This window comes from Agrococcus sp. SL85 (assembly GCF_026625845.1).
GTDB lineage: Bacteria > Actinomycetota > Actinomycetes > Actinomycetales > Microbacteriaceae > Agrococcus.
In genome coordinates this window covers 2,482,660-2,500,597 of the sequence record NZ_CP113066.1, presented here as the reverse complement: position 1 = coordinate 2,500,597, position 17,938 = coordinate 2,482,660, and the positions used below count along the sequence as shown (strand labels likewise).

Here is a 17,938-nt window from a genome sequence, read left to right as displayed (position 1 = left end):
GGCGCGCACCAACCGCGCGGCGATGGAGGCGCTCGTCGGCGAGCTGCGGGATCGCCTCGCGCACGTCGCGCTCGGCGGGCCCGAGGCCGCCCGCGAACGGCACGTCGCTCGCGGCAAACTGCTCGCCCGCGACCGCATCGATGCGCTGCTCGACGCCGGGAGCCCGTTCCTGGAGCTCGCGCCGCTCGCCGCGTGGGGCGTCTACGGCGACGACGGCCAGGATGCGCCGAGCGCCGGCGTCGTCGCCGGCATCGGGCTCGTCCACGGCCGGCCCGTGTGCGTCATCGCGAACGACGCGACCGTGAAGGGCGGCACCTACTACCCGCTCACGGTCAAGAAGCACCTGCGCGCGCAGCAGGTGGCGCGCGAGAACCGCCTGCCCTGCATCGCGCTCGTCGACTCGGGTGGCGCGTTCCTGCCGATGCAGGACGAGGTCTTCCCCGACCGCGAGCACTTCGGCCGCATCTTCTTCAACCAGGCGCAGATGTCGGCGCTCGGCATCCCGCAGCTCGCGGCCGTCATGGGCTCGTCGACCGCGGGCGGCGCGTACGTGCCGGCGATGAGCGACGAGACCGTCATCGTGCGCGAGCAGGGCACCATCTTCCTCGGCGGCCCGCCGCTCGTGAAGGCCGCCACGGGCGAGGTGATCGACGCCGAGTCGCTCGGCGGCGGGGCCCTCCACGCCGAGGTCTCGGGCGTCGTCGACCACCTGGCCGACGACGACGCGCACGCGCTCGAGATCGTGCGCGACATGGTCGCCTCGCTGCCTCCCGAGCCCGGGGTCGCGGCAGCGCCCGTCGCGCTCGGCACCTTCGGCTGGACGGCGTACGCACCGCTGCTGGACCCGGCCGCCGACGAGCGCGCGCCCGCCGTCGACCCCGGCACGCTGTACGACGCGATCCCGCCCGACCTCCAGACCCCCTACGACGCCCGCGAGATCATCGCCCGCGTCGTCGACGGCAGCCGCTTCCACGAGTTCAAGGCCGGCTACGGCGACACGCTCGTCACGGGCTTCGCCGAGATCCACGGCCACACGGTCGGCATCGTCGCGAACAACGGCGTGCTCTTCTCGGAGTCGGCCATGAAGGGCGCGCACTTCATCGAGCTGTGCGACCAGCGCGGCGTGCCGCTCGTCTTCCTGCAGAACATCACGGGCTTCATGGTGGGCTCGGAGGCCGAGCGCGGCGGCATCGCCAAACACGGCGCGAAGATGGTCACGGCCGTCGCCACGACGCGCGTGCCCAAGCTCACCGTCGTCGTCGGCGGCTCCTTCGGCGCAGGCACCTACTCGATGTGCGGGCGCGCCTACGACCCCCGCTTCCTGTGGCTGTGGCCCAACGCGCGCGTGAGCGTCATGGGCGGGCCGCAGGCGGCCTCCGTGCTCTCGACCGTGAAGCGCGAGCAGCTCGAGGCCGCGGGGCGCTCCTGGTCGGCCGAGGAGCAGGACGCCTTCGAGGCGCCCGTGCGCGAGCAGTACGAGCGCAAGGGCAACCCCTACTACGCCTCGGCCCGACTCTGGGACGACGGCATCATCGACCCCGCCGACACCCGGCGCATCCTCGGCATGGCGCTCGACGTCGTCACCGCCGTGCCGATGCCCGAGCCGCGCCTCGGCGTCTTCCGGATGTGAGCGCCGTGCACGAGCCCCTCGCCCCCGCCCGCCCCTTCTCGCGGGTGCTCATCGCCAACCGCGGCGAGATCGCGATACGGATCGCGCAGACGCTGCGCGAGCTCGGCATCGGCGTCGTCGGCGTGCGCGCCGCCGACGACCCCTCGCCGCACCCCGCGCACTGCGACGAGGTCGTCGACCTCGGCGCCGGGCCGCTCCGCGACACCTACCTGTCGATCGAGCGCATCATCGCCGCGGCCCGCGAGACCGGCGCGGAGGCGATCCACCCCGGCTACGGCTTCCTCAGCGAGAACGCCGCGTTCGCGCGCGCCTGCGAGGAGGCCGGCATCGCCTTCGTCGGCCCGCCCGCGAGCGCGATCGAGACGATGGGCGACAAGATCTCGGCCCGCCACGCGGTCGAGTCGCGCGGCGTCGCGACCGTGCCCGGCATCGCGGAGCCCGGCCTCGACGACGCGGCGCTCATCGCGGGCGCCGAGCGCGTCGGCTTCCCCGTGCTCATCAAGCCCGCCGCGGGTGGCGGCGGCAAGGGCATGCACCGCGTCGACGACGCCGCCGAGCTGCCCGCCGCGCTCGCCGCGGCCCGCCGCGAGGCCGCCGCGGCCTTCGGCGACGACACCCTCTTCATCGAGCGCTTCGTCACGAGCCCGCGCCACATCGAGGTGCAGGTGCTCGCCGACGCGCACGGGCACGTCATCCACCTGGGCGAGCGCGAGTGCTCGCTGCAGCGCCGCCACCAGAAGGTCATCGAGGAGGCGCCGAGTCCGCTGCTCACCGAGGCGCAGCGCGCCGCGATCGGGCAGGCGGCCGTCGAGACCGCCCGCTCCGTGGGCTACGTGGGCGCCGGCACGGTGGAGTTCATCGTCGCGGGCGACCGCCCCGACGAGCCCTTCTTCATGGAGATGAACACGCGCCTGCAGGTGGAGCACCCGGTGACCGAGATGGTCACGGGCGTCGACCTCGTGGCCGAGCAGCTGCGCATCGCGGCGGGGGAGCCGCTCGCCATCGCGCAGGAGGACGTCGTGCTCTCGGGCCACGCGGTCGAGGCGCGGCTCTACGCCGAGGACCCCGCCGCGGGCTTCCTGCCCACGGGCGGCACGGTGCTCGACCTCGGCTGGGGCTGGGGCGAGGGCGTCCGCATCGACGCGGGCGTCGAGGTGGGCACGGTCGTCGGCTCCAGCTACGACCCCATGATCGCGAAGGTCATCGCGCACGGCGCGACGCGCGAGCAGGCCATCGACCGCCTGCGCGCCGCGCTCCGCGACGCGCACCTGTTCGGCGTCACCACGAATCGCGGCTTCCTGCGCGCGCTGCTCGCCGAGCCGACGGTGCGGGTGGGCGAGCTCGACACGGGCTTCATCGACCGCGAGGGCGCGCGCATCGCTGCCAGCGGCGCGGGCGCGATGGGCGAGGCGCTCGCCGTCGCCGCCTCGGCGCCGCAGCGGCGCCTGCCGATGCGCCTCGGCCCGTGGCACGACGACGGCTGGCGGATCGGCGGCGCGGTGGGCCGGGTCGCGCGCTTCGCCGACGGCGACGGCGTCGCCTCGGTGCGGGTGCGCGCCGCGGGCGCGCCGGTCGACCGGCACGCCGAGGCCCAGGACGTCGACATCGAGGTGCGCCGCGCCGACGGCGCGGTGCAGCGCTGGGAGCGCCTCCAGCTCGAGCGCCCCCTGCTCGTCGCCCTCGAGGGCACGTGGGTGTGGACGCGCGACGGCGACGTGCTCGTCGAGCCGCCCGCCCGCGCGCGCCGCGGACGCGGGCCCGCCGAGCCCACCCTCGCCTCGCCGATGCCCGGCACCGTCGTCGCCCTCCACGTCGAGGACGGCGCGGAGGTCGCCGAGGGCCAGGCGATCGTGAGCGTCGAGGCGATGAAGATGGAGCACGTGCTGCGCGCGCCCGTCGCGGGCGTCGTGCACGTGCGCGCGGGCGCCGGCGAGCAGGTGCAGCGCGGGCAGGAGCTCGCGACGGTGACCCCGACCGAGGAGGCGGCATGAGCGACGCGCAGGGTCCGGCAGGCGCCGAGCGGCGCATCGTGCAGCGCGGCCTGTGGTTCGACGAGCTCGAGACGGGCGTCGTCTACGACCACCGCCCGGGCCGCACGATGACCGAGGCCGACAACGTGCTGTTCACGACGCTCACGATGAACACGCAGCCGCTGCACCTCGACCGCGCCTGGAGCGAGACGACCGAGTTCGGCGAGCCGCTCGTGAACTCGATGCACACGCTCTCGACCCTCATCGGGCTCTCGGTCTCGCAGCTCACGCTCGGCACGATCGTCGCGAACCTCGGCTTCAGCGAGGTGGCGTTCCCCGCGCCCGTGCGCCACGGCGACACGATCTACGCCGAGACGCGCGTCGTCGAGGCGCGCGCCTCGCGCTCGCGGCCCGGCCAGGGCATCGCGACCTTCGAGCACCTCGCCCGCAACCAGCACGGCGAGGTCGTGGCGAAGGCCGTGCGGCAGGTGCTCATGCGCGCGAACCCGGAGACGGCCGCGGAGCAGGCGTCGGAGGCCGGGGCATGAGCGCCGGCCGCGAGGCGCTCGGCATGGGCCCCGCCCTGCTGTTCTGCCCCGGCGACCGGCCCGACCGCTTCGGCAAGGCCGCCGACCGCGCCGACGCCGTGATCCTCGATCTCGAGGACGCCGTCGGCGAGGGCGCGAAGCAGGCCGCCCGCGAGGCGGTCGCCGCCGCCGAGCCTCGCGCCCGCCCGCACGATCGTGCGCGTGAACGCCGCGGGCACGGCGCACTTCGAGGCCGACCTCGAGGCGGTCGCGCGCTCGCCCTTCCGCACCGTCATGCTCGCGAAGGCCGAGTCGGCCGAGCAGGTCGATGCGGTCGCGCAGGCCGTGCGCGGTGCACGGGTCGTCGCGCTCGTCGAGACCGCCCGCGGCGTGCTCGCCGCGGAGTCCCTCGCCGCGCATCCGGCCGTCGTCGGCCTCATGTGGGGCGCCGAGGACCTCGTGGCCTCGCTCGGCGGCACCGCGAGCCGGGACGCGACGGGCGCCTACCGCGATGTCGCGATGCACGCCCGCAGCCGCGTGCTGCTCGCCGCCGGCGCCTTCGACCGCACGGCGATCGACGCGATCCGCGCCGACATCGCCGACCTCGAGGGCGCGGAGGCCGAGGCAGCCGACGCGGCCGCGAGCGGCTTCGGCGCGAAGGCCGCCATCCACCCCAGCCACGTCGCGCCCTACCGGCGCGCGTTCGCGCCCACCGCGGCGCAGCTCGACGAGGCGCGGCGCATCCTCGCCGCCGCCGAGGCGACCCCCGGCGTCTTCTCGTTCGAGGGACGCATGGTCGACGAACCGATCCTCCGGCACGCCAGGAGCGTCGTCGCGAGCGCCGCCCCCGGCACCGCCGCCCACGAGGCGGCCACCACCGAAGCCACCACCACGAATGGGAGCACCGCATGACCGCCACCGAGGTCACCCCCGTCACCGAGCGCGCCGACGACATCGTCGACGGCACCGAGATGCTCAGCGCCGAGCACCAGGAGCTCGCCCGCACCGTGCGCCGCTTCGCCGACGAGGTCGTCGCGCCCGCGAGCTACGAGTACGACACCGCGCGCCGGCTGCCGATGGAGATCATCGCCGAGATGGGCCGCATGGGCCTGTTCGGCCTGCCGATCCCCACCGAGTACGGCGGCCAGGGCAAGGACTACATGGCGCTGTGCGTCGCCGTCGAGCAGCTCGCTCGCGTCGACCAGTCGATCGCCGTGACGCTCGAGGCCGGCCTCGGACTCGGCGCGATGCCGATCCTCCGCTTCGGCACCGAGGAGCAGAAGCGCACCTACCTCCCGGCGCTCGCGCGCGGCGAGGCCCTCGCAGGCTTCGGCCTCACCGAGGCGCAGGCCGGCTCCGACGCGGGCGCGACGCAGACGCGCGCCGTGCTCGAGGACGGCTGGTGGCGCATCGACGGCACGAAGCAGTACATCACCAACTCCGGCACGCCCATCACGTCGCTCGTCACCGTCACGGCGGTCACGGGCCACAAGGAGGGCCGCGACGGCACGACGAAGCCCGAGCTGTCGACGATCATCGTCCCGACGCCCATCGAGGGCTTCACGGTGCTGCCCGCCTACGACAAGATCGGCTGGCACACCTCCGACACGCACCCGCTCGTGCTCGACGGCGTGCGGGTGCCCGAGGGCAACCTCCTCGGCGCGCGGGGCAAGGGCTTCTCGAACTTCCTGTCGGTGCTCGACGAGGGTCGCGTCGCGTTCGCGGCGCTGTGCGTCGGCGCCGCGCAGGGCTGCCTCGAGCAGGCGATCCTGCGCGCCAAGGAGCGCGTCGTCTTCGGCCGTCCGATCGGCGACAACCAGCACATCGCCTTCACGATCGCCCGCATGCGCTCGCGCGTGGCCGCCGCCCGCGCCGTCATGCACGACGCGGCCCGCCGCATCGACGCCGGCATGCCGTTCACCGAGCAGGCCTCGCTCGCGAAGCTCATCGGCTCGGAGGCCGCGGTCGCGAACGCGAACGACGCCACCCAGATCTGGGGCGGGGCCGGCTTCATGAACGAGAACGTCGTCGCGCGCCACCTGCGCGACTGCCGCATCCTCACGCTCGGCGAGGGGTCGACCGAGGTGCAGCTCGCGATCATCGCGCGCAGCCTCGGCTTCGAGAAGTCGTTCGGCGCGTAGCGCACCGCGCGGCGCATCGGCCGCGACGATCCGGACGGCCCTCCTGGGACTGCCCTGCTGGGACGGCCCTGCTGGGCCGGCCTCTCGGGGCACGGATCGTCGCGGCCGATCCGTGCGCCCGGCGGCCCGGGCGGCTAGGCCTCCGGCTGCTTCGCGGCCTTGCGCGCGGCGAACGCCTCGAGCTTCGTCGTGGGGCCCGCGACGAGCACGATGTCGCCGCGCTCGAATCGGGTCTCCTGGTTGGCCTGGATCCAGTCGCCGCCGCGCTTGATCGCGACGATCGAGACGCCGTAGCGGTGGATGCCGAGCTCGCGCAGCGGCACGGCGAGCAGGTCGAGCGGGGCGGGGATCTTCATCGCGGCGTAGCCGGTCTCGATCTCGATGTAGTCCTCGAGCGAGCCCTGCACCATGTGGGCGACGCGGCGGCCCATGTCGGCCTCCGGGCGCACGACGTGCTGCACGCCCAGCTGGTCGAGGATCGTCGCGTGCTGCTCGCTGACGGCCTTCGCCCAGATGTCGCGCACGCCCAGCCGCAGCAGCTGGCTCGTGACGAGGATGCTCGCCGTCACGTCGCTGCCGATCGCCACGACGACGCGGTCGAAGTCGCCGATGCCGAGCTGCTCGAGCAGCTCGGGCCGCGTCGCATCGCCCGCGACGACGTGCGTGAGCTGCCCGTTGAGCTCCTGCGCGCGCTCCTCGCCGTCGATGCCGAGCACCTCGGTGCCGTAGGCCATGAGCTCGACCGCGAGCGAGGTGCCGAAGCGGCCGAGGCCGATGACGGCGACGGAGCGGGCGGAGCCGGCGAGCGAGGCCGGGTCGAAGGGGTTGCGCAGCCTAGCCAATGATGGGCCTTTCCTTCGGCAGCTCGTACGCGAGCGTGCGGGGGCGGAGGGCGAGCGTGGTGGCGACCGTGACGGTGCCGACGCGGCCGAGGAACATGAGCGCCACGAGGATCAGCTGGCTCGGGGTGCCGATGGTCGCGGTGATGCCGGTGGAGAGCCCGACGGTGCCGAAGGCCGAGACGACCTCGAAGACGACCCGGTCGAGGTCGAGCTCCGTGAGCAGCATGATCGAGAACGTCGCGACCGCGACGACGCCCACCGCGAGCAGCGAGACGGTGATCGCCTCGCGGTGCACGGCGCGCGAGAGGCGCTTGCCGAACATCGTGACCGTCGGGTCGCCGCGCACCTCCGCGAGGATGATGGCGCCGAGCACCGCGAAGGTCGTGATCTTGATGCCGCCCGCGGTGCCGGCGGGGCCGCCGCCGATGAGCATGAGCGCATCCATCACGAGCCACGTCTCGGGCCGCATCTGCCCGATGTCGAGCGCGTTGAAGCCCGCGGTGCGGGTCTGCACCGAGTGGAAGAAGGCCTCGAGCACGCGCGTGCCCGTGGACTGCGGGCCGAGCGTGCCGGGGTTCGCCCACTCGAGCACCGCGATGGCGAGCGTGCCGCCCACGAGCAGCAGCCCCGTGCCGACGAGCACGATCCACACGTGCATCGTCCAGCGCCGCGGCGTGCGCCAGTGGCGCAGCAGCTGCACGATCACGGGCAGGCCCAGGCCGCCGACGATCGTCGCGAAGGCGAGCGGCAGCAGGATGAACGGGTCGTCGACGAAGCCCATCATGTTGTCGCTGAAGAGCGCGAAGCCGGCGTTGTTGTAGCTGGAGATCGCGTGGAACGCGCCGAGCCAGAGGGCGTGGCCGAGCTCCTCGCCGCGGGCGAGGAAGCGCAGCGTCAGCGCGAGGGCCACGATGCCCTCGACGATGAGGGCGATGCGGAGGATGGAGCGCACGACCACGCGCACGTCGCCGAGGCCCGTGTGGGCCTCCTGCGCGGCGCCGATGCGCGCGCCCACCGAGAGCCGCCGCAGCACGAGCAGGCCGATGAGGCTCGCGAAGACCATGACGCCGAGGCCGCCGAGCTGGATGAGGCCGGCGATGACGACGTGGCCGAAGGGCGTCCAGTAGGTCTCGGTGTCGACGACCGTGAGCCCGGTCACGCACGCGGCCGAGACGGCGGTGAAGAGCGCCTCGATCCAGGTGGCGGCGCCCTCGCCCACGCGCGAGATCGGCAGCATGAGCAGGCCCCAGCCGACGAGGTTGAGCACGACGAAGCCCGCGAAGATGCGGCGCGCGGGATGCTGCCGCCGCAGGAGCGCGAGGAGGTCGCCCCGGGGCCGTCGCATCGCCTGCACGAGCGTCGAGCATACGCCGCCGCGGCGGGAGCGCCTGCCCGGGCTCGCGCGACCCGCGGCGGGGGCGCGCGGCGCTGCTCCGGGGCGCGGATAGCCTGGCCGCGCCGCGCCCGCCCGGGGCGCGGATCCGCACGCGACGGGGGAGCACGTGGCACGCCACAGCGACGACGACGAGCCGCTCGAGGCAGGCGAGAGCCGCAGGCTCTGGCGGCCCCGCGAGGTGGAGCCGTGGGACGCCGCGGCTTCCGACGACGAGCTCGCGCTCGGGCCCGGGCCCGCGCACGCGCCCGGGCGGCGGCGGGCCCATGCGCACCTGCGCGGGCACGCGCACGGCGCCGGCGGCGTCGTCGCCGACGGGCGGGCGAGCGCCCGCACCCGGCGCATCCTCTGGTTCGTGCTCGCGCCGCTGCTCCTCGCGACGCTCGGCGGGCTCGTGGCGCTGTGGCCGCAGGCTGGCTCGATGCCGGATCGGCTGCCGTTCCTCGGCGAGGGCGCGAGCGTGCTGCAGGCCACCGCGATCGGCCCCGCCGACGAGGCCTCGGGCCTCGCGGCCGCGACGCTCGACGACGGCAGCCTCGTCGAGGTCGTCATCCCGCCCGAGGCGCTGGCGGAGGTGGGCGCGGGCGACCGCCTGCAGGTGTTCGACGTGCCCGAGGCCGCCGGCTACGGCTCGTCGTACGTGTTCGTCGACTTCGCGCGCGAGCTGCCGCTCGGCCTCCTCGCGGCGGGCTTCGTGCTGGCAGTGCTGCTCGTGGCGCGCTGGCGCGGCCTCGCGGCGATCGTGGGCCTCGCCGGCGCCTTCGCGACGATCTGGGGCTTCGCGCTGCCGGCGATCCTCTCGGGGCGCCCGGCGCTCCCCGTGGCGCTCGTGACCGCCTCGATCATCATGTTCGTCGTGCTCTACGTGGCGCACGGGCTCACGGCCCGCACCACGACGGCGCTCCTCGGCACGCTCATCGGCCTCGCGCTCACGGCGGCGCTCGCGGTCGTCGCGACCGACGGCGCGCGCATCCTCGGCACGGCGGGGGAGGAGTCGCGGCTGCTGCTGTCGCAGACGGGCGTCGACCTCTCGGACCTCTTCATCTGCGGCCTCGTGCTCGCGGGCATGGGCGTGCTCAACGACGTCACGATCACGCAGGCCTCGGCCGTGTGGGAGCTGCGCGCCGTCGCGCCGGCCGCGACGCGCCGCGAGCTCTTCGCGCGCGCGATGCGCATCGGCCGCGACCACATCGCCTCCACCGTCTACACGATCGCCTTCGCGTACGTGGGCGCGGCGCTGCCGCTGCTCATGGTGCTCTCGCTCACGGATGCGCCGCTCGGCATCCAGCTGACGACCGGCGAGGTGGTGGAGGAGATCGTGCGCACGCTGGTCGGCTCCGTCGGCCTCGTGCTCGCGATCCCCGCCACCACGGCGATCGCGGCGCTCGTCGTGCCGGGGCCCGAGGGGGCCGAGGAGCCCGAGCCGGAGGCCGCGGCGCGCTCGATGTGACAACCGGCCGCGGGATGTCGTATGCTGTTCAGGTTGCTCCGAGGAGCACGAGCAAGGGTCTGTGGCGCAGCTGGTAGCGCACCTGCATGGCATGCAGGGGGTCGGGGGTTCGAGTCCCCCCAGATCCACCACGAGAAGCCCCGTCCGAGAGGACGGGGCTTCTGCCGTTCTCGGAGCCGGTTCCCGGAGCGCGATTCCGATAGCGTTCAATCATGCGCTCCCTTGCCTTCGTCCTCGGCGGCGTCGCTGCCATCCTCGCCGTCGCGACCCTGCTCGACACGAACCTCGGCGCATCCGAGCGAACCACCGCGATCATGCCGGTGCTCGCGCTGCTGGCGATCGCTGCAGCGATCCTCTCGCTGCGTCCGGGCCACCCGCGGACGGAGGCCGATGCGACCGCGCTCGCGGAGGATGCCGAGCGCACGGACCGCTGAGGCCCCGACCCGCGCCTACTGCTCGATCCGCAAGCCCAGGTGCGCCGCGAGCAGCGGCGCGAGCAGCGTCACCTGGTGGTCGTCGACGGTGGCGCCGCGGAGGCCGTCGAGCCCGTCGATGCGGCGCACCTCGAGGCCCCGCAGATCGACGTCCTGCAGGCGCGCATCCGTCACCGTGAGCGTCTCGACGGTCGTGCCCTCGAAGCGCACGCGCTCGAGCGCGGCGCCCGTGAGGTCGAGCTCCTCGATCGTGCAGTCGCGCACGAGCACGTCGCCGAGCCGCGCGGCGCGCAGGTTGACCCAGCCGAGCCGGCTGTCGGCCACGACGACCTCCGCGAGGTCGGCGTCGTAGAGCTCGGCCGAGCCGAACCGCGAGCCGGTCACGCGCACGTCGCGCCACGTGCTGCGGGGCGCCGAGAGCGCGGGCGCGTCGACGCGCTCGAGGATCGTCTCCTGGAGCCGCGCGCCGCGCAGCACGGCCTCGTGCGCGCGCCAGCCGCGCACCTCGCACTCGCTGAGCACGAGGCCCGCGAGGTCGGCGCCGGTCGAGTCGAGGTCGCGGAAGCGCAGCGCCTCGTGGAAGCCGTGCGCCTCGAGCGGGCTGCCGTCGTGGTCGGTCAGGTCGACGAGGCGCAGCTCGTCGATGACGGGCGCCGCGACGCCCCGATCCTTCGCCGCCCGATCCCTCGCCATGCGCCCAGCCTGTCAGGCGATCCGGCGCGGCATGGGCGGCGATCGCTCGTGCCCTGCGATGGACCTCGCCGGAAGGCCTCTCCGCGCACGACCGCCAGCTCGACGACCGCCGCATCGGCCTCCGAGGCGCTGCAGGAGGAGGTCGGCCTCGGCGGAGAGCACCGCGCGCGGAGGCGGTTCCCATGGATGCCCCGCCTACGCTGGACGCACTCGTCGCGCGGCGCGCGCCGCGGGCCCGTGGGGCACTCGCATCCGCCGCTGGCTGACGAGCATTGCAGGGGCGTGAGGAGTCGCAGATGTCCGCACCGAAGACGTGGGACCTCGTCGTGATCGGCGGCGGCAGCGCAGGGCTCATCGCCGCCACGACGGCGGCGGGGCTCGGCGCGAGCGTGCTGCTCGTGGAGCGGCACCGGCTGGGCGGCGACTGCCTGTGGACGGGCTGCGTGCCCTCGAAGGCCCTCATCGCGGCCGCGCGGCGCGAGCGCGCGCACGACGCGGCCGGCCGGGCGGCGGACCGGCCAGCGGCCCACGATGCCGCCGATCCGGCGTCGGGCGCGGTGTCACGCGACGCGCGCTTCGCCGCGGCGATGACCGCGGTGCGCGCCGCGATCGCCGCGATCGAGCCGCACGACGCGGCGCCGACGCTCGAGCGCTCCGGCGTGGCCGTGCGCATGGGCGAGGCGCGCTTCACCTCGGCCCGCAGCCTCGACGTCGGCGGCCAGGAGGTGCGGTTCCGCCGGGCGATCGTCGCCACCGGCGCCTCGCCCGCGCCGCTCCGGATCGACGGTGCCGACGACGTGCGGATCCGCACGAGCGACGACCTGTGGGAGCTCGAGCGCCTGCCCGAGCGGCTCGTGATCGTCGGCGGGGGACCGGTGGGGTGCGAGCTCGGCCAGGCGATGGCGCGGCTCGGCGCGCAGGTGACGATCGTGCACCGCGGCGAGCGGCTGCTGCCCAAGGAGGACGCCGTCGCGAGCGGCATCGTGGCCGACGCGCTCCGCGCCGACGGCGTCGACCTCCGGCTCGGCCGCGCAGCGACCGCGGTGCGATCGCACGACGGCACCGCGGGCGAGCTCGTGCTCGACGACGGCGAGGCCGTGCCCTTCGACGTGCTGCTCGCCGCCGTCGGCCGGGCGTCGCGGCCCGCCGCCCTCGCGCTCGAGGCGGCGGGCGTGCGCACGGACGCCGCCGGCTCGATCGTCGTCGACGCGTCCCTGCGCACGAGCGCGCCCGGCATCTGGGCGGCCGGCGAGGTGGCCGGGCTGCCGCGCTACACGCACACCGCGGGCGTCAGCGGCAGCGTCGCCGCCACGAACGCGGTGCTCGGCCTGCGGCGCGCGTTCGACGCCGCGCGCACCCCGCGCGTCACGTTCACCGCCCCCGAGGTCGCATCGATCGGCGTGCAGCCCGAGGGCGTCGACCCGCGGCGCCATCGGGTGCTCGAGCAGCTGCACGCCGACACCGACCGCGCGATCGCCGACGGGGAGACGAGCGGCAGCACGCGCATCGTCGTCGACCGCCGCGGGCGCATCCTCGGCGGCACGATCGTGGGGCCCCGGGCGGGGGAGACGATGGGCGAGCTCGCGCTCGCGGTGCAGGCGGGCCTCACGACCGGCGATCTCACGGCCGCGACGCATCCCTACCCCACCTACAGCGATGCGCTGTGGAACGCGGCGATCGACGACGTGCGCCACCGCCTCGGCCGCGGCGCGCCGGCCGCGGCGATCCGGATGCTGCGCGGGCTCGCCGCCCGACGCGGCCGATGAGCGGGCGCGCCCGGCCGCGCGGCGGCATCTACGGGTGGGGCGCCGCCTGGTACGACGCGGTCTCGGGCGAGCCCGTCTACCGCGCGGGACGCGAGGCGGGCATCGACATGCTCGGGCTGCGCGAGGGCGACGCCGTGCTCGACCTCGGCTGCGGCACCGGGCTCAACCTGCCGGGGCTCGTCGAGCGCGTGGGGCCGACCGGCCGGGTCGTGGCCGTCGACCGCAGCGCGAGCATGCTCGCGGTCGCGCGGCGCCGCGTCGCGCGCCACGGCTGGCGCTCGGTGACGCTCGTGCAGGCCGACGTCACGGCCCTCGACGCCCGCGCGCTCGCGCCTGCTGCGGACCGGGCTGCGCACGGCGGGGACTCGGCCGCCTCGGCACCGGAGGAGCGAGGCTTCGACGCGGTCATCGCGACCTACGCCATGAGCGTCGTCGACGATCCGGACGCGGCGTGGCGCGCGGCGTGCGCGGTGCTGCGCCCCGGCGCCCGCGCGTGCATCGTCGACATGCAGCCGCCGACGGGCGCCGCGCGGCTGCTCTCGCCGCTCGCGCGCCTCGCGTGCGCGATCGGCGGCGCCGACCTCGCCGCCCGCCCCTGGCGGCTGCTCGAGCGGGATGCCGTCGACGTGCGGCGGCGCGAGCTGCGCGGCAGCCACATCGTGGTCGTCGCAGGCAGCGTGCGCTGACGCGGGCGGCGGAGCCGCGCGCCCCAGCAGCCGAGCAGCGTGACGCTGAAGGGCGTTCCGCTTCGTTGACGGCGGAGGCCCGCGATGCCAGGATCGGTGCTCGCCGCCCGCGGCGAGGCCCTGCCGCGCGCGATCACGGCGGCAGAGCTGCAGGCGTACTTCCCGATCGCCGTCGAGGGCATCCCCGATCCGCTGCCCGTCGGCTACGCCTGTCCGCCCGAGGTGCCGGCCGCGCACGTCGCCGAGCCCGCCGGCATGTTCGAGTCGTCCTACCCGGATGCGCTCGCGCTGCAGTCCTGGCAGTGCAGCTGGTACCACTTCCTCGGCCGCAGCGACGACGACGCCTCCGTCGCCATCGCGCTCGAGCACCTCGAGCTCGTGGGCGAGCTGCCGCAGTCGTACACCCTCGAGGTCGCCGCCTACGACGAGTACTGGGATGCCCGCGTGGAGGAGTGGGGGAGCCCGAGCCGGGCCGCGGCCGCCGAGGTGCGGCGGAGCTGCCAGGGCGCGATCGTCGCGCCCGCGCCCTGACGCGGCGGCGCCGCGAGCCGCGCTTCGCGGTGGCGCCGCGCACCGGGAGCGCACCGCGCCTCGCGCGAGCACCGCGCGGTCGGCGCGCGCTCGCCGCTGCCGCCATGCCGGATCCGCGAGGATGGGCGGATGCTGCCTCCCGGGAAGTCGCAGGTCGTCGTGCTCGACGGCGGGCTCTCGAACGCCCTCGCCGACCGCGGCCACGCCCTCACCGATGCGCTCTGGACGGCGCGGCTGCTCCGCGATGCGCCCGACGAGATCGCCGCGGTGCACCGCGCCTACTTCGCGGCGGGCGCGCACGTCGCCACGGCCGCGAGCTACCAGGCGAGCGTCGAGGGCTTCGCGCGCGCGGGCATGGCCCGAGCCGAGGCCGAGCGGCTCATCCGCCGCAGCGTCGCGCTCGCGCGCGAGGTGCGCGACGAGCTCGCGGCCGCCGAGCGCGAGCCCGTGCCGCGCCTCGTCGCCGCCTCGGTCGGCCCCTACGGCGCAGTGCTCGCCGACGGCGCCGAGTACCGCGGCCGGTACGGCCTCAGCAGGGGAGCGCTGCGCGACTTCCACGGCCCGCGCATGGAGCCTGCTCGCCTCCGCGGGGCCCGACCTCCTCGCGATCGAGACGATCCCCGACCTCGACGAGGCGGCGGTGCTCGTGGACCTGGCCGAGGAGCTCGGCCTCCCCGCCTGGCTCTCGTGCACCGTCGACGGCGACCGGCTGCGCGACGGCCGGCCCGCCGCCGAGGCGTTCGCGCTCGCGGCAGGCTCCCGCGCCATCGTCGCGACGGGCGTGAACTGCTGCGCGCCCGCGGATGCGCTGCCGGCCGTGCGCGCCGTCGTCGCCGCGAGCGGCGCGCCCGCCGTCGCGTACCCCAACGCCGGTGAGGCGTGGGACGCCCGGGCGCGCCGCTGGGTGGGCGCGCCCGGGTTCGACGAGGCGCTCCCGGCCGCGTGGGTCGCGGCCGGGGCGCGCTTCGTGGGCGGCTGCTGCCGCGTGGGCCCGGACGCCATCCGACGCATCGCCCGGTCGCTCGAGGGCGCCGCCGGCTGAGGCGCCCGGCGGCCGAGAGACGGCCGTCAGCGCCGCGCGAGCGCCCGCCCGCGCCGCAGGAGCGGCTCGAGCTCAGCCACCTCCTCGTCGGATGCCACGCGGTAGGCGCCCGCCGGCTCCGCGACCACCTCGCGCCGCCCCTGGCCGCGGGTGCGGAGGAGGGAGGCGGCGATCGAGGCCGCGATGACCGTCGCGACCACCGCGAGCGAGACGAGCGTGGGGATGTAGAGCACGTCGAGCAGGGCCATCTTCACGCCCACCCACACGAGCACGATCGCGAGCCCCACCTTCAGGTAGACGAAGCGGTGGATGAGGTCGGCGAGCAGGAAGTACATCGCGCGCAGGCCCAGGATCGCGAACGCGTTGGCCGTGAACACGAGGAACGGCTCCGACGTGACCGCGAAGATCGCCGGGATCGAGTCGACCGCGAAGACGATGTCGGTCACCTCGACGAGCACGAGCACCGCGAGCAGCGGCGTCGCCAGGACGACGCCCGCCCGCCGCACGAGGAAGCGCTGCCCGAAGTAGGCGTCCGTCATGGGCACGAAGCGCTTGAACAGGCGCAGCACGCGCGAGCGCTCGGGGTGCGCGTGCTCGTTCCTCGTGCGCAGCATCTGGATGCCCGTGAGGATGAGGAACGCGGCGAAGACGTAGAGGATCCACGAGTAGCTCTCGATGAGCGCCGCGCCCGCCGCGATGAAGATGCCGCGGAACACGAGCGCGCCCAGCACGCCGAGGAAGAGCACGCGGTGCTGGTACTCGCGGGGCACCGCGAAGGCCGCGAAGATGATGGCCCAGACGAACACGTTGTCGACCGCGAGCGACTTCTCGATGACGTAGCCGGCGAAGTACTGCTGGCCCGCCTCGGCGCCCCACGTCGACCAGACGACGAGGCCGAAGCTGATGCCCGAGAGCACCCAGACGATCGACCACACGAGGGCCTCGCGCACGCCGATGACGTGCGCCCTGCGGTGGGCGAAGAGATCGATCGCGAGCATCGCCACGATGACGGCGAGCACCGCGAGCCAGGCGTAGACGGGTACGTCCATGGGAAGCCTCCAGTCGGCTGCTGCAACTGGAGGTCTCGACCGGGGGCCGCCGTGGCGGTCCCGCACCCGCCGGAGCCCGATGGCGGGCACGGAGTGACGACGGATGCCGGGGGACTACTCCCCTCCTTGCATCCAGGGTACGGAACGCCGCCGCCGCTCGTCAACGACACGGGGGAGCGGCGCGACGTCCCGCGGTACGATATTGCACACAGTGCAAAGAGAGGATCCGGATGCGGCTCGGCATGGTCACCCAGGACACCCGGGGCGGGGTGCAGCCCTACGCCGCGCTCGCCTCGGCGCTCATCGCCCGCGGCCACGAGGTGCGGGCCGTCGCGCCGCATGACCTCGCGTGGCTCTTCGAACGCGTCGGCGCGGCGACGCTGCCGCTCGCCGGCCCGGATGCGGCGACCGTGCGCGCCATCGCGCTCGAGGCGCAGGGGGCGCGGATGGGTGGCCTCCGCGAGGCGGGCCGGGCCGTGCTGGAGCGCGTGCCCGGCTGGGCGGCGCAGGCGCGGCAGCACCTCGCGGGCGTCGACGCGGTGCTCGGCGGCATCGGGGGCTCCTCGATCGGCCGGCCCGTCGCGACCGCCCTCGGCGTGCCCTGGATCGCCGCCGAGCTGCAGCCGATCGCCGCGCCCTCCCGCGCCTACCCGGCACCGCTGCTCGCCGCGCTGCCCGCAGGGCCGGGCGGCGTCCTGAACCTGGTCGGCGGGGCCATCGGCGACGTCGCGATCGCCGCGCTCCTGCGCGCCCCGCGCGCGGCGGCGATGCGGGCGCTCGGGGTGCGGAGGGTCGCGCCGGCCGATCGCGGCGCGCTCTACGGCCTCAGCCCGCACGTCGTGCCGCTGCGCTCGGGCGCCGGCGGTGAGCGCGTCGCGACCGGCTACTGGTTCCTGCCGGAGCCCGAGGGCTCCCTGCCCGAGCCGGTCGCCGCGTTCCTCGACGAGGGCCCGACCGTCGTCGCCGGCTTCGGCAGCATGGCCGCCGGCGATCCCTGGGCGCTGCGGCGCACGGTGGAGCGGGCCGCCGCGGCGGCTGGCGCGCGGCTGCTGCTCATCGACCCGGCCACGGCGCACGAGCCCGGCGACGGCCGGGCGGTGCTCGCCGTCGACGCGGCGCCACACGGCCTCGTGCTGCCGCGGGCCGCGGCCTCCGTGCACCACGGCGGCGCGGGCACGACGGCCGCGGCGCTCGCGGCCGGGGTGCCGGCGGTCATCGTGCCCTTCGGCGCCGAGCAGCCGTTCTGGGCGAGGCGGGCGAGCGAGCCTCGGCGTGGCCCCGCCCGCGCCGCGGGCGTCTGCGCTCACCGCCGAGGGCCTCGGGGAGGCCATGGCGGCAGCGCTGCGCGACGTGGGGATGCGCGAGCGCGCCGCGGCGCTCGGCCGTCGCATCCGGGCGGAGGACGGCACGGGCGCGGCCGCGCGCTGGCTCGAGCGTCGCCTCGAGGGCGCGCAGTGAGCGCGCCCTCGGCCTCCGACCGCCGACCGGCCCCGAACGCCCGCGGTCGGGCGACGCGCGCGGCGCTCGAGGTCGCGGCCCTCGAGGCTCGCCGAGGAGCGCGGCGCCGCCGCGGTCACGGTCGCCGCCGTCTGCGAGTGCGCGGGCGTGAGTCGTCGCACCTTCTTCCACCACTTTCGCGGGCGCGACGAGGCGCTGCTCGGCAGCGCGCTGCCGAGCCTCGACGCCGACGCTGCGCAGCGCCTCGTCGAGGGCCATGAGCCCCTGCTGCCCGCCGTGCTCGCGCTGGTCTCGATGCCTGCCCTCGACCCGACGGCGGAGGCGCT

The 17,938-nt window shown here is 75.5% G+C and carries 14 protein-coding genes, 1 tRNA gene and 3 pseudogenes; 14 read left to right on the top strand and 4 right to left on the bottom strand.

Features of this window, described 5'->3' with window-relative positions; genetic code table 11:
• The first annotated feature begins 22 nt into the window (after window positions 1-22).
• The 5 genes and pseudogenes from OVA14_RS12420 (at window position 23) to OVA14_RS12400 (ending at window position 6,268) form a co-directional block, all read left to right on the top strand.
• Entirely contained in the window at window positions 23-1,630 is a 1,608-nt protein-coding gene (locus OVA14_RS12420) for a carboxyl transferase domain-containing protein (protein ID WP_267505592.1), read from the top strand.
• A gap of 5 nt (window positions 1,631-1,635) precedes the next feature.
• The gene (locus OVA14_RS12415) at window positions 1,636-3,621 is read left to right on the top strand and encodes an acetyl/propionyl/methylcrotonyl-CoA carboxylase subunit alpha (RefSeq protein WP_267504144.1); all 1,986 of its coding nucleotides are present in this window, start codon (window positions 1,636-1,638) and stop codon (window positions 3,619-3,621) included.
• Complete coding sequence (locus tag OVA14_RS12410; protein WP_267504143.1) at window positions 3,618-4,148, top strand: MaoC family dehydratase; 531 nt, start codon at window positions 3,618-3,620, stop codon at window positions 4,146-4,148. The genes OVA14_RS12415 and OVA14_RS12410 overlap by 4 nt, the downstream gene beginning before the upstream one ends.
• 23 nt (window positions 4,149-4,171) lie before the next feature.
• Window positions 4,172-5,039, top strand: a pseudogene (locus tag OVA14_RS12405) (HpcH/HpaI aldolase/citrate lyase family protein).
• A 59-nt stretch (window positions 5,040-5,098) separates the two neighbouring features.
• Window positions 5,099-6,268: an acyl-CoA dehydrogenase family protein gene (locus OVA14_RS12400; RefSeq protein WP_267505591.1), complete on the top strand. Its 1,170-nt coding sequence runs from the start codon at window positions 5,099-5,101 to the stop codon at window positions 6,266-6,268.
• 134 nt (window positions 6,269-6,402) lie between these two features.
• On the opposite strand, the gene OVA14_RS12395 is transcribed toward OVA14_RS12400, so the two are convergent.
• Both OVA14_RS12395 and OVA14_RS12390 read right to left on the bottom strand, forming a co-directional pair.
• Window positions 6,403-7,110, bottom strand: coding sequence for a potassium channel family protein (locus OVA14_RS12395; protein WP_267504142.1), 708 nt, complete (start codon window positions 7,108-7,110; stop codon window positions 6,403-6,405).
• Complete coding sequence (locus tag OVA14_RS12390) at window positions 7,103-8,455, bottom strand: TrkH family potassium uptake protein (RefSeq protein WP_267504141.1); 1,353 nt, start codon at window positions 8,453-8,455, stop codon at window positions 7,103-7,105. Before OVA14_RS12390 ends, OVA14_RS12395 begins: the two co-directional genes overlap by 8 nt.
• 157 nt (window positions 8,456-8,612) lie before the next feature.
• Here OVA14_RS12390 and OVA14_RS12385 point away from each other — a divergent pair, with 157 nt between their 5' ends.
• The 3 genes from OVA14_RS12385 to OVA14_RS12375 all read left to right on the top strand — a co-directional run bounded on the left by OVA14_RS12385 (window position 8,613) and on the right by OVA14_RS12375 (window position 10,387).
• The gene (locus tag OVA14_RS12385; protein WP_267504140.1) at window positions 8,613-9,953 is read left to right on the top strand and encodes a YibE/F family protein; all 1,341 of its coding nucleotides are present in this window, start codon (window positions 8,613-8,615) and stop codon (window positions 9,951-9,953) included.
• Window positions 9,954-10,008: 55 nt separating this feature from the next.
• Window positions 10,009-10,084: transfer RNA gene (locus tag OVA14_RS12380), tRNA-Ala, on the top strand.
• Between the two features lie 81 nt (window positions 10,085-10,165).
• Entirely contained in the window at window positions 10,166-10,387 is a 222-nt protein-coding gene (locus OVA14_RS12375) for a hypothetical protein (protein WP_267504139.1), read from the top strand.
• Window positions 10,388-10,402: 15 nt separating this feature from the next.
• On the opposite strand, the gene OVA14_RS12370 is transcribed toward OVA14_RS12375, so the two are convergent.
• Window positions 10,403-11,080 (bottom strand): pentapeptide repeat-containing protein, encoded by a 678-nt coding sequence (locus OVA14_RS12370; RefSeq protein WP_267504138.1) that lies wholly within the window; start codon window positions 11,078-11,080, stop codon window positions 10,403-10,405.
• 296 nt (window positions 11,081-11,376) lie between these two features.
• Here OVA14_RS12370 and OVA14_RS12365 point away from each other — a divergent pair, with 296 nt between their 5' ends.
• The 5 genes and pseudogenes from OVA14_RS12365 to OVA14_RS13580 all read left to right on the top strand — a co-directional run bounded on the left by OVA14_RS12365 (window position 11,377) and on the right by OVA14_RS13580 (window position 15,105).
• Window positions 11,377-12,846 carry a dihydrolipoyl dehydrogenase family protein gene (locus tag OVA14_RS12365; protein ID WP_267504137.1) on the top strand — a complete coding sequence of 490 codons (1,470 nt, stop codon included), beginning with the start codon at window positions 11,377-11,379 and terminating at the stop codon, window positions 12,844-12,846.
• Window positions 12,843-13,532 carry a class I SAM-dependent methyltransferase gene (locus tag OVA14_RS12360; RefSeq protein ID WP_267504136.1) on the top strand — a complete coding sequence of 230 codons (690 nt, stop codon included), beginning with the start codon at window positions 12,843-12,845 and terminating at the stop codon, window positions 13,530-13,532. The genes OVA14_RS12365 and OVA14_RS12360 overlap by 4 nt, the downstream gene beginning before the upstream one ends.
• Window positions 13,533-13,616: 84 nt before the next feature.
• Complete coding sequence (locus tag OVA14_RS12355; RefSeq protein ID WP_267504135.1) at window positions 13,617-14,063, top strand: hypothetical protein; 447 nt, start codon at window positions 13,617-13,619, stop codon at window positions 14,061-14,063.
• A 129-nt stretch (window positions 14,064-14,192) separates the two neighbouring features.
• Window positions 14,193-14,576, top strand: a pseudogene (locus tag OVA14_RS13585) (homocysteine S-methyltransferase family protein); the annotation flags it as partial.
• 61 nt (window positions 14,577-14,637) lie between these two features.
• Entirely contained in the window at window positions 14,638-15,105 is a 468-nt protein-coding gene (locus tag OVA14_RS13580) for a homocysteine S-methyltransferase family protein (protein ID WP_324288064.1), read from the top strand.
• Between the two features lie 26 nt (window positions 15,106-15,131).
• Here the strand turns inward: OVA14_RS13580 and OVA14_RS12345 are convergent, their stop codons facing one another.
• A complete protein-coding gene (locus OVA14_RS12345; RefSeq protein ID WP_267504134.1) occupies window positions 15,132-16,154 on the bottom strand; it encodes a TerC family protein in 1,023 nt (340 codons plus the stop codon).
• Window positions 16,155-16,384: 230 nt separating this feature from the next.
• Here OVA14_RS12345 and OVA14_RS13575 point away from each other — a divergent pair.
• Window positions 16,385-17,407, top strand: a pseudogene (locus OVA14_RS13575) (nucleotide disphospho-sugar-binding domain-containing protein); the annotation flags it as partial.
• Window positions 17,408-17,938: the final 531 nt, after the last annotated feature.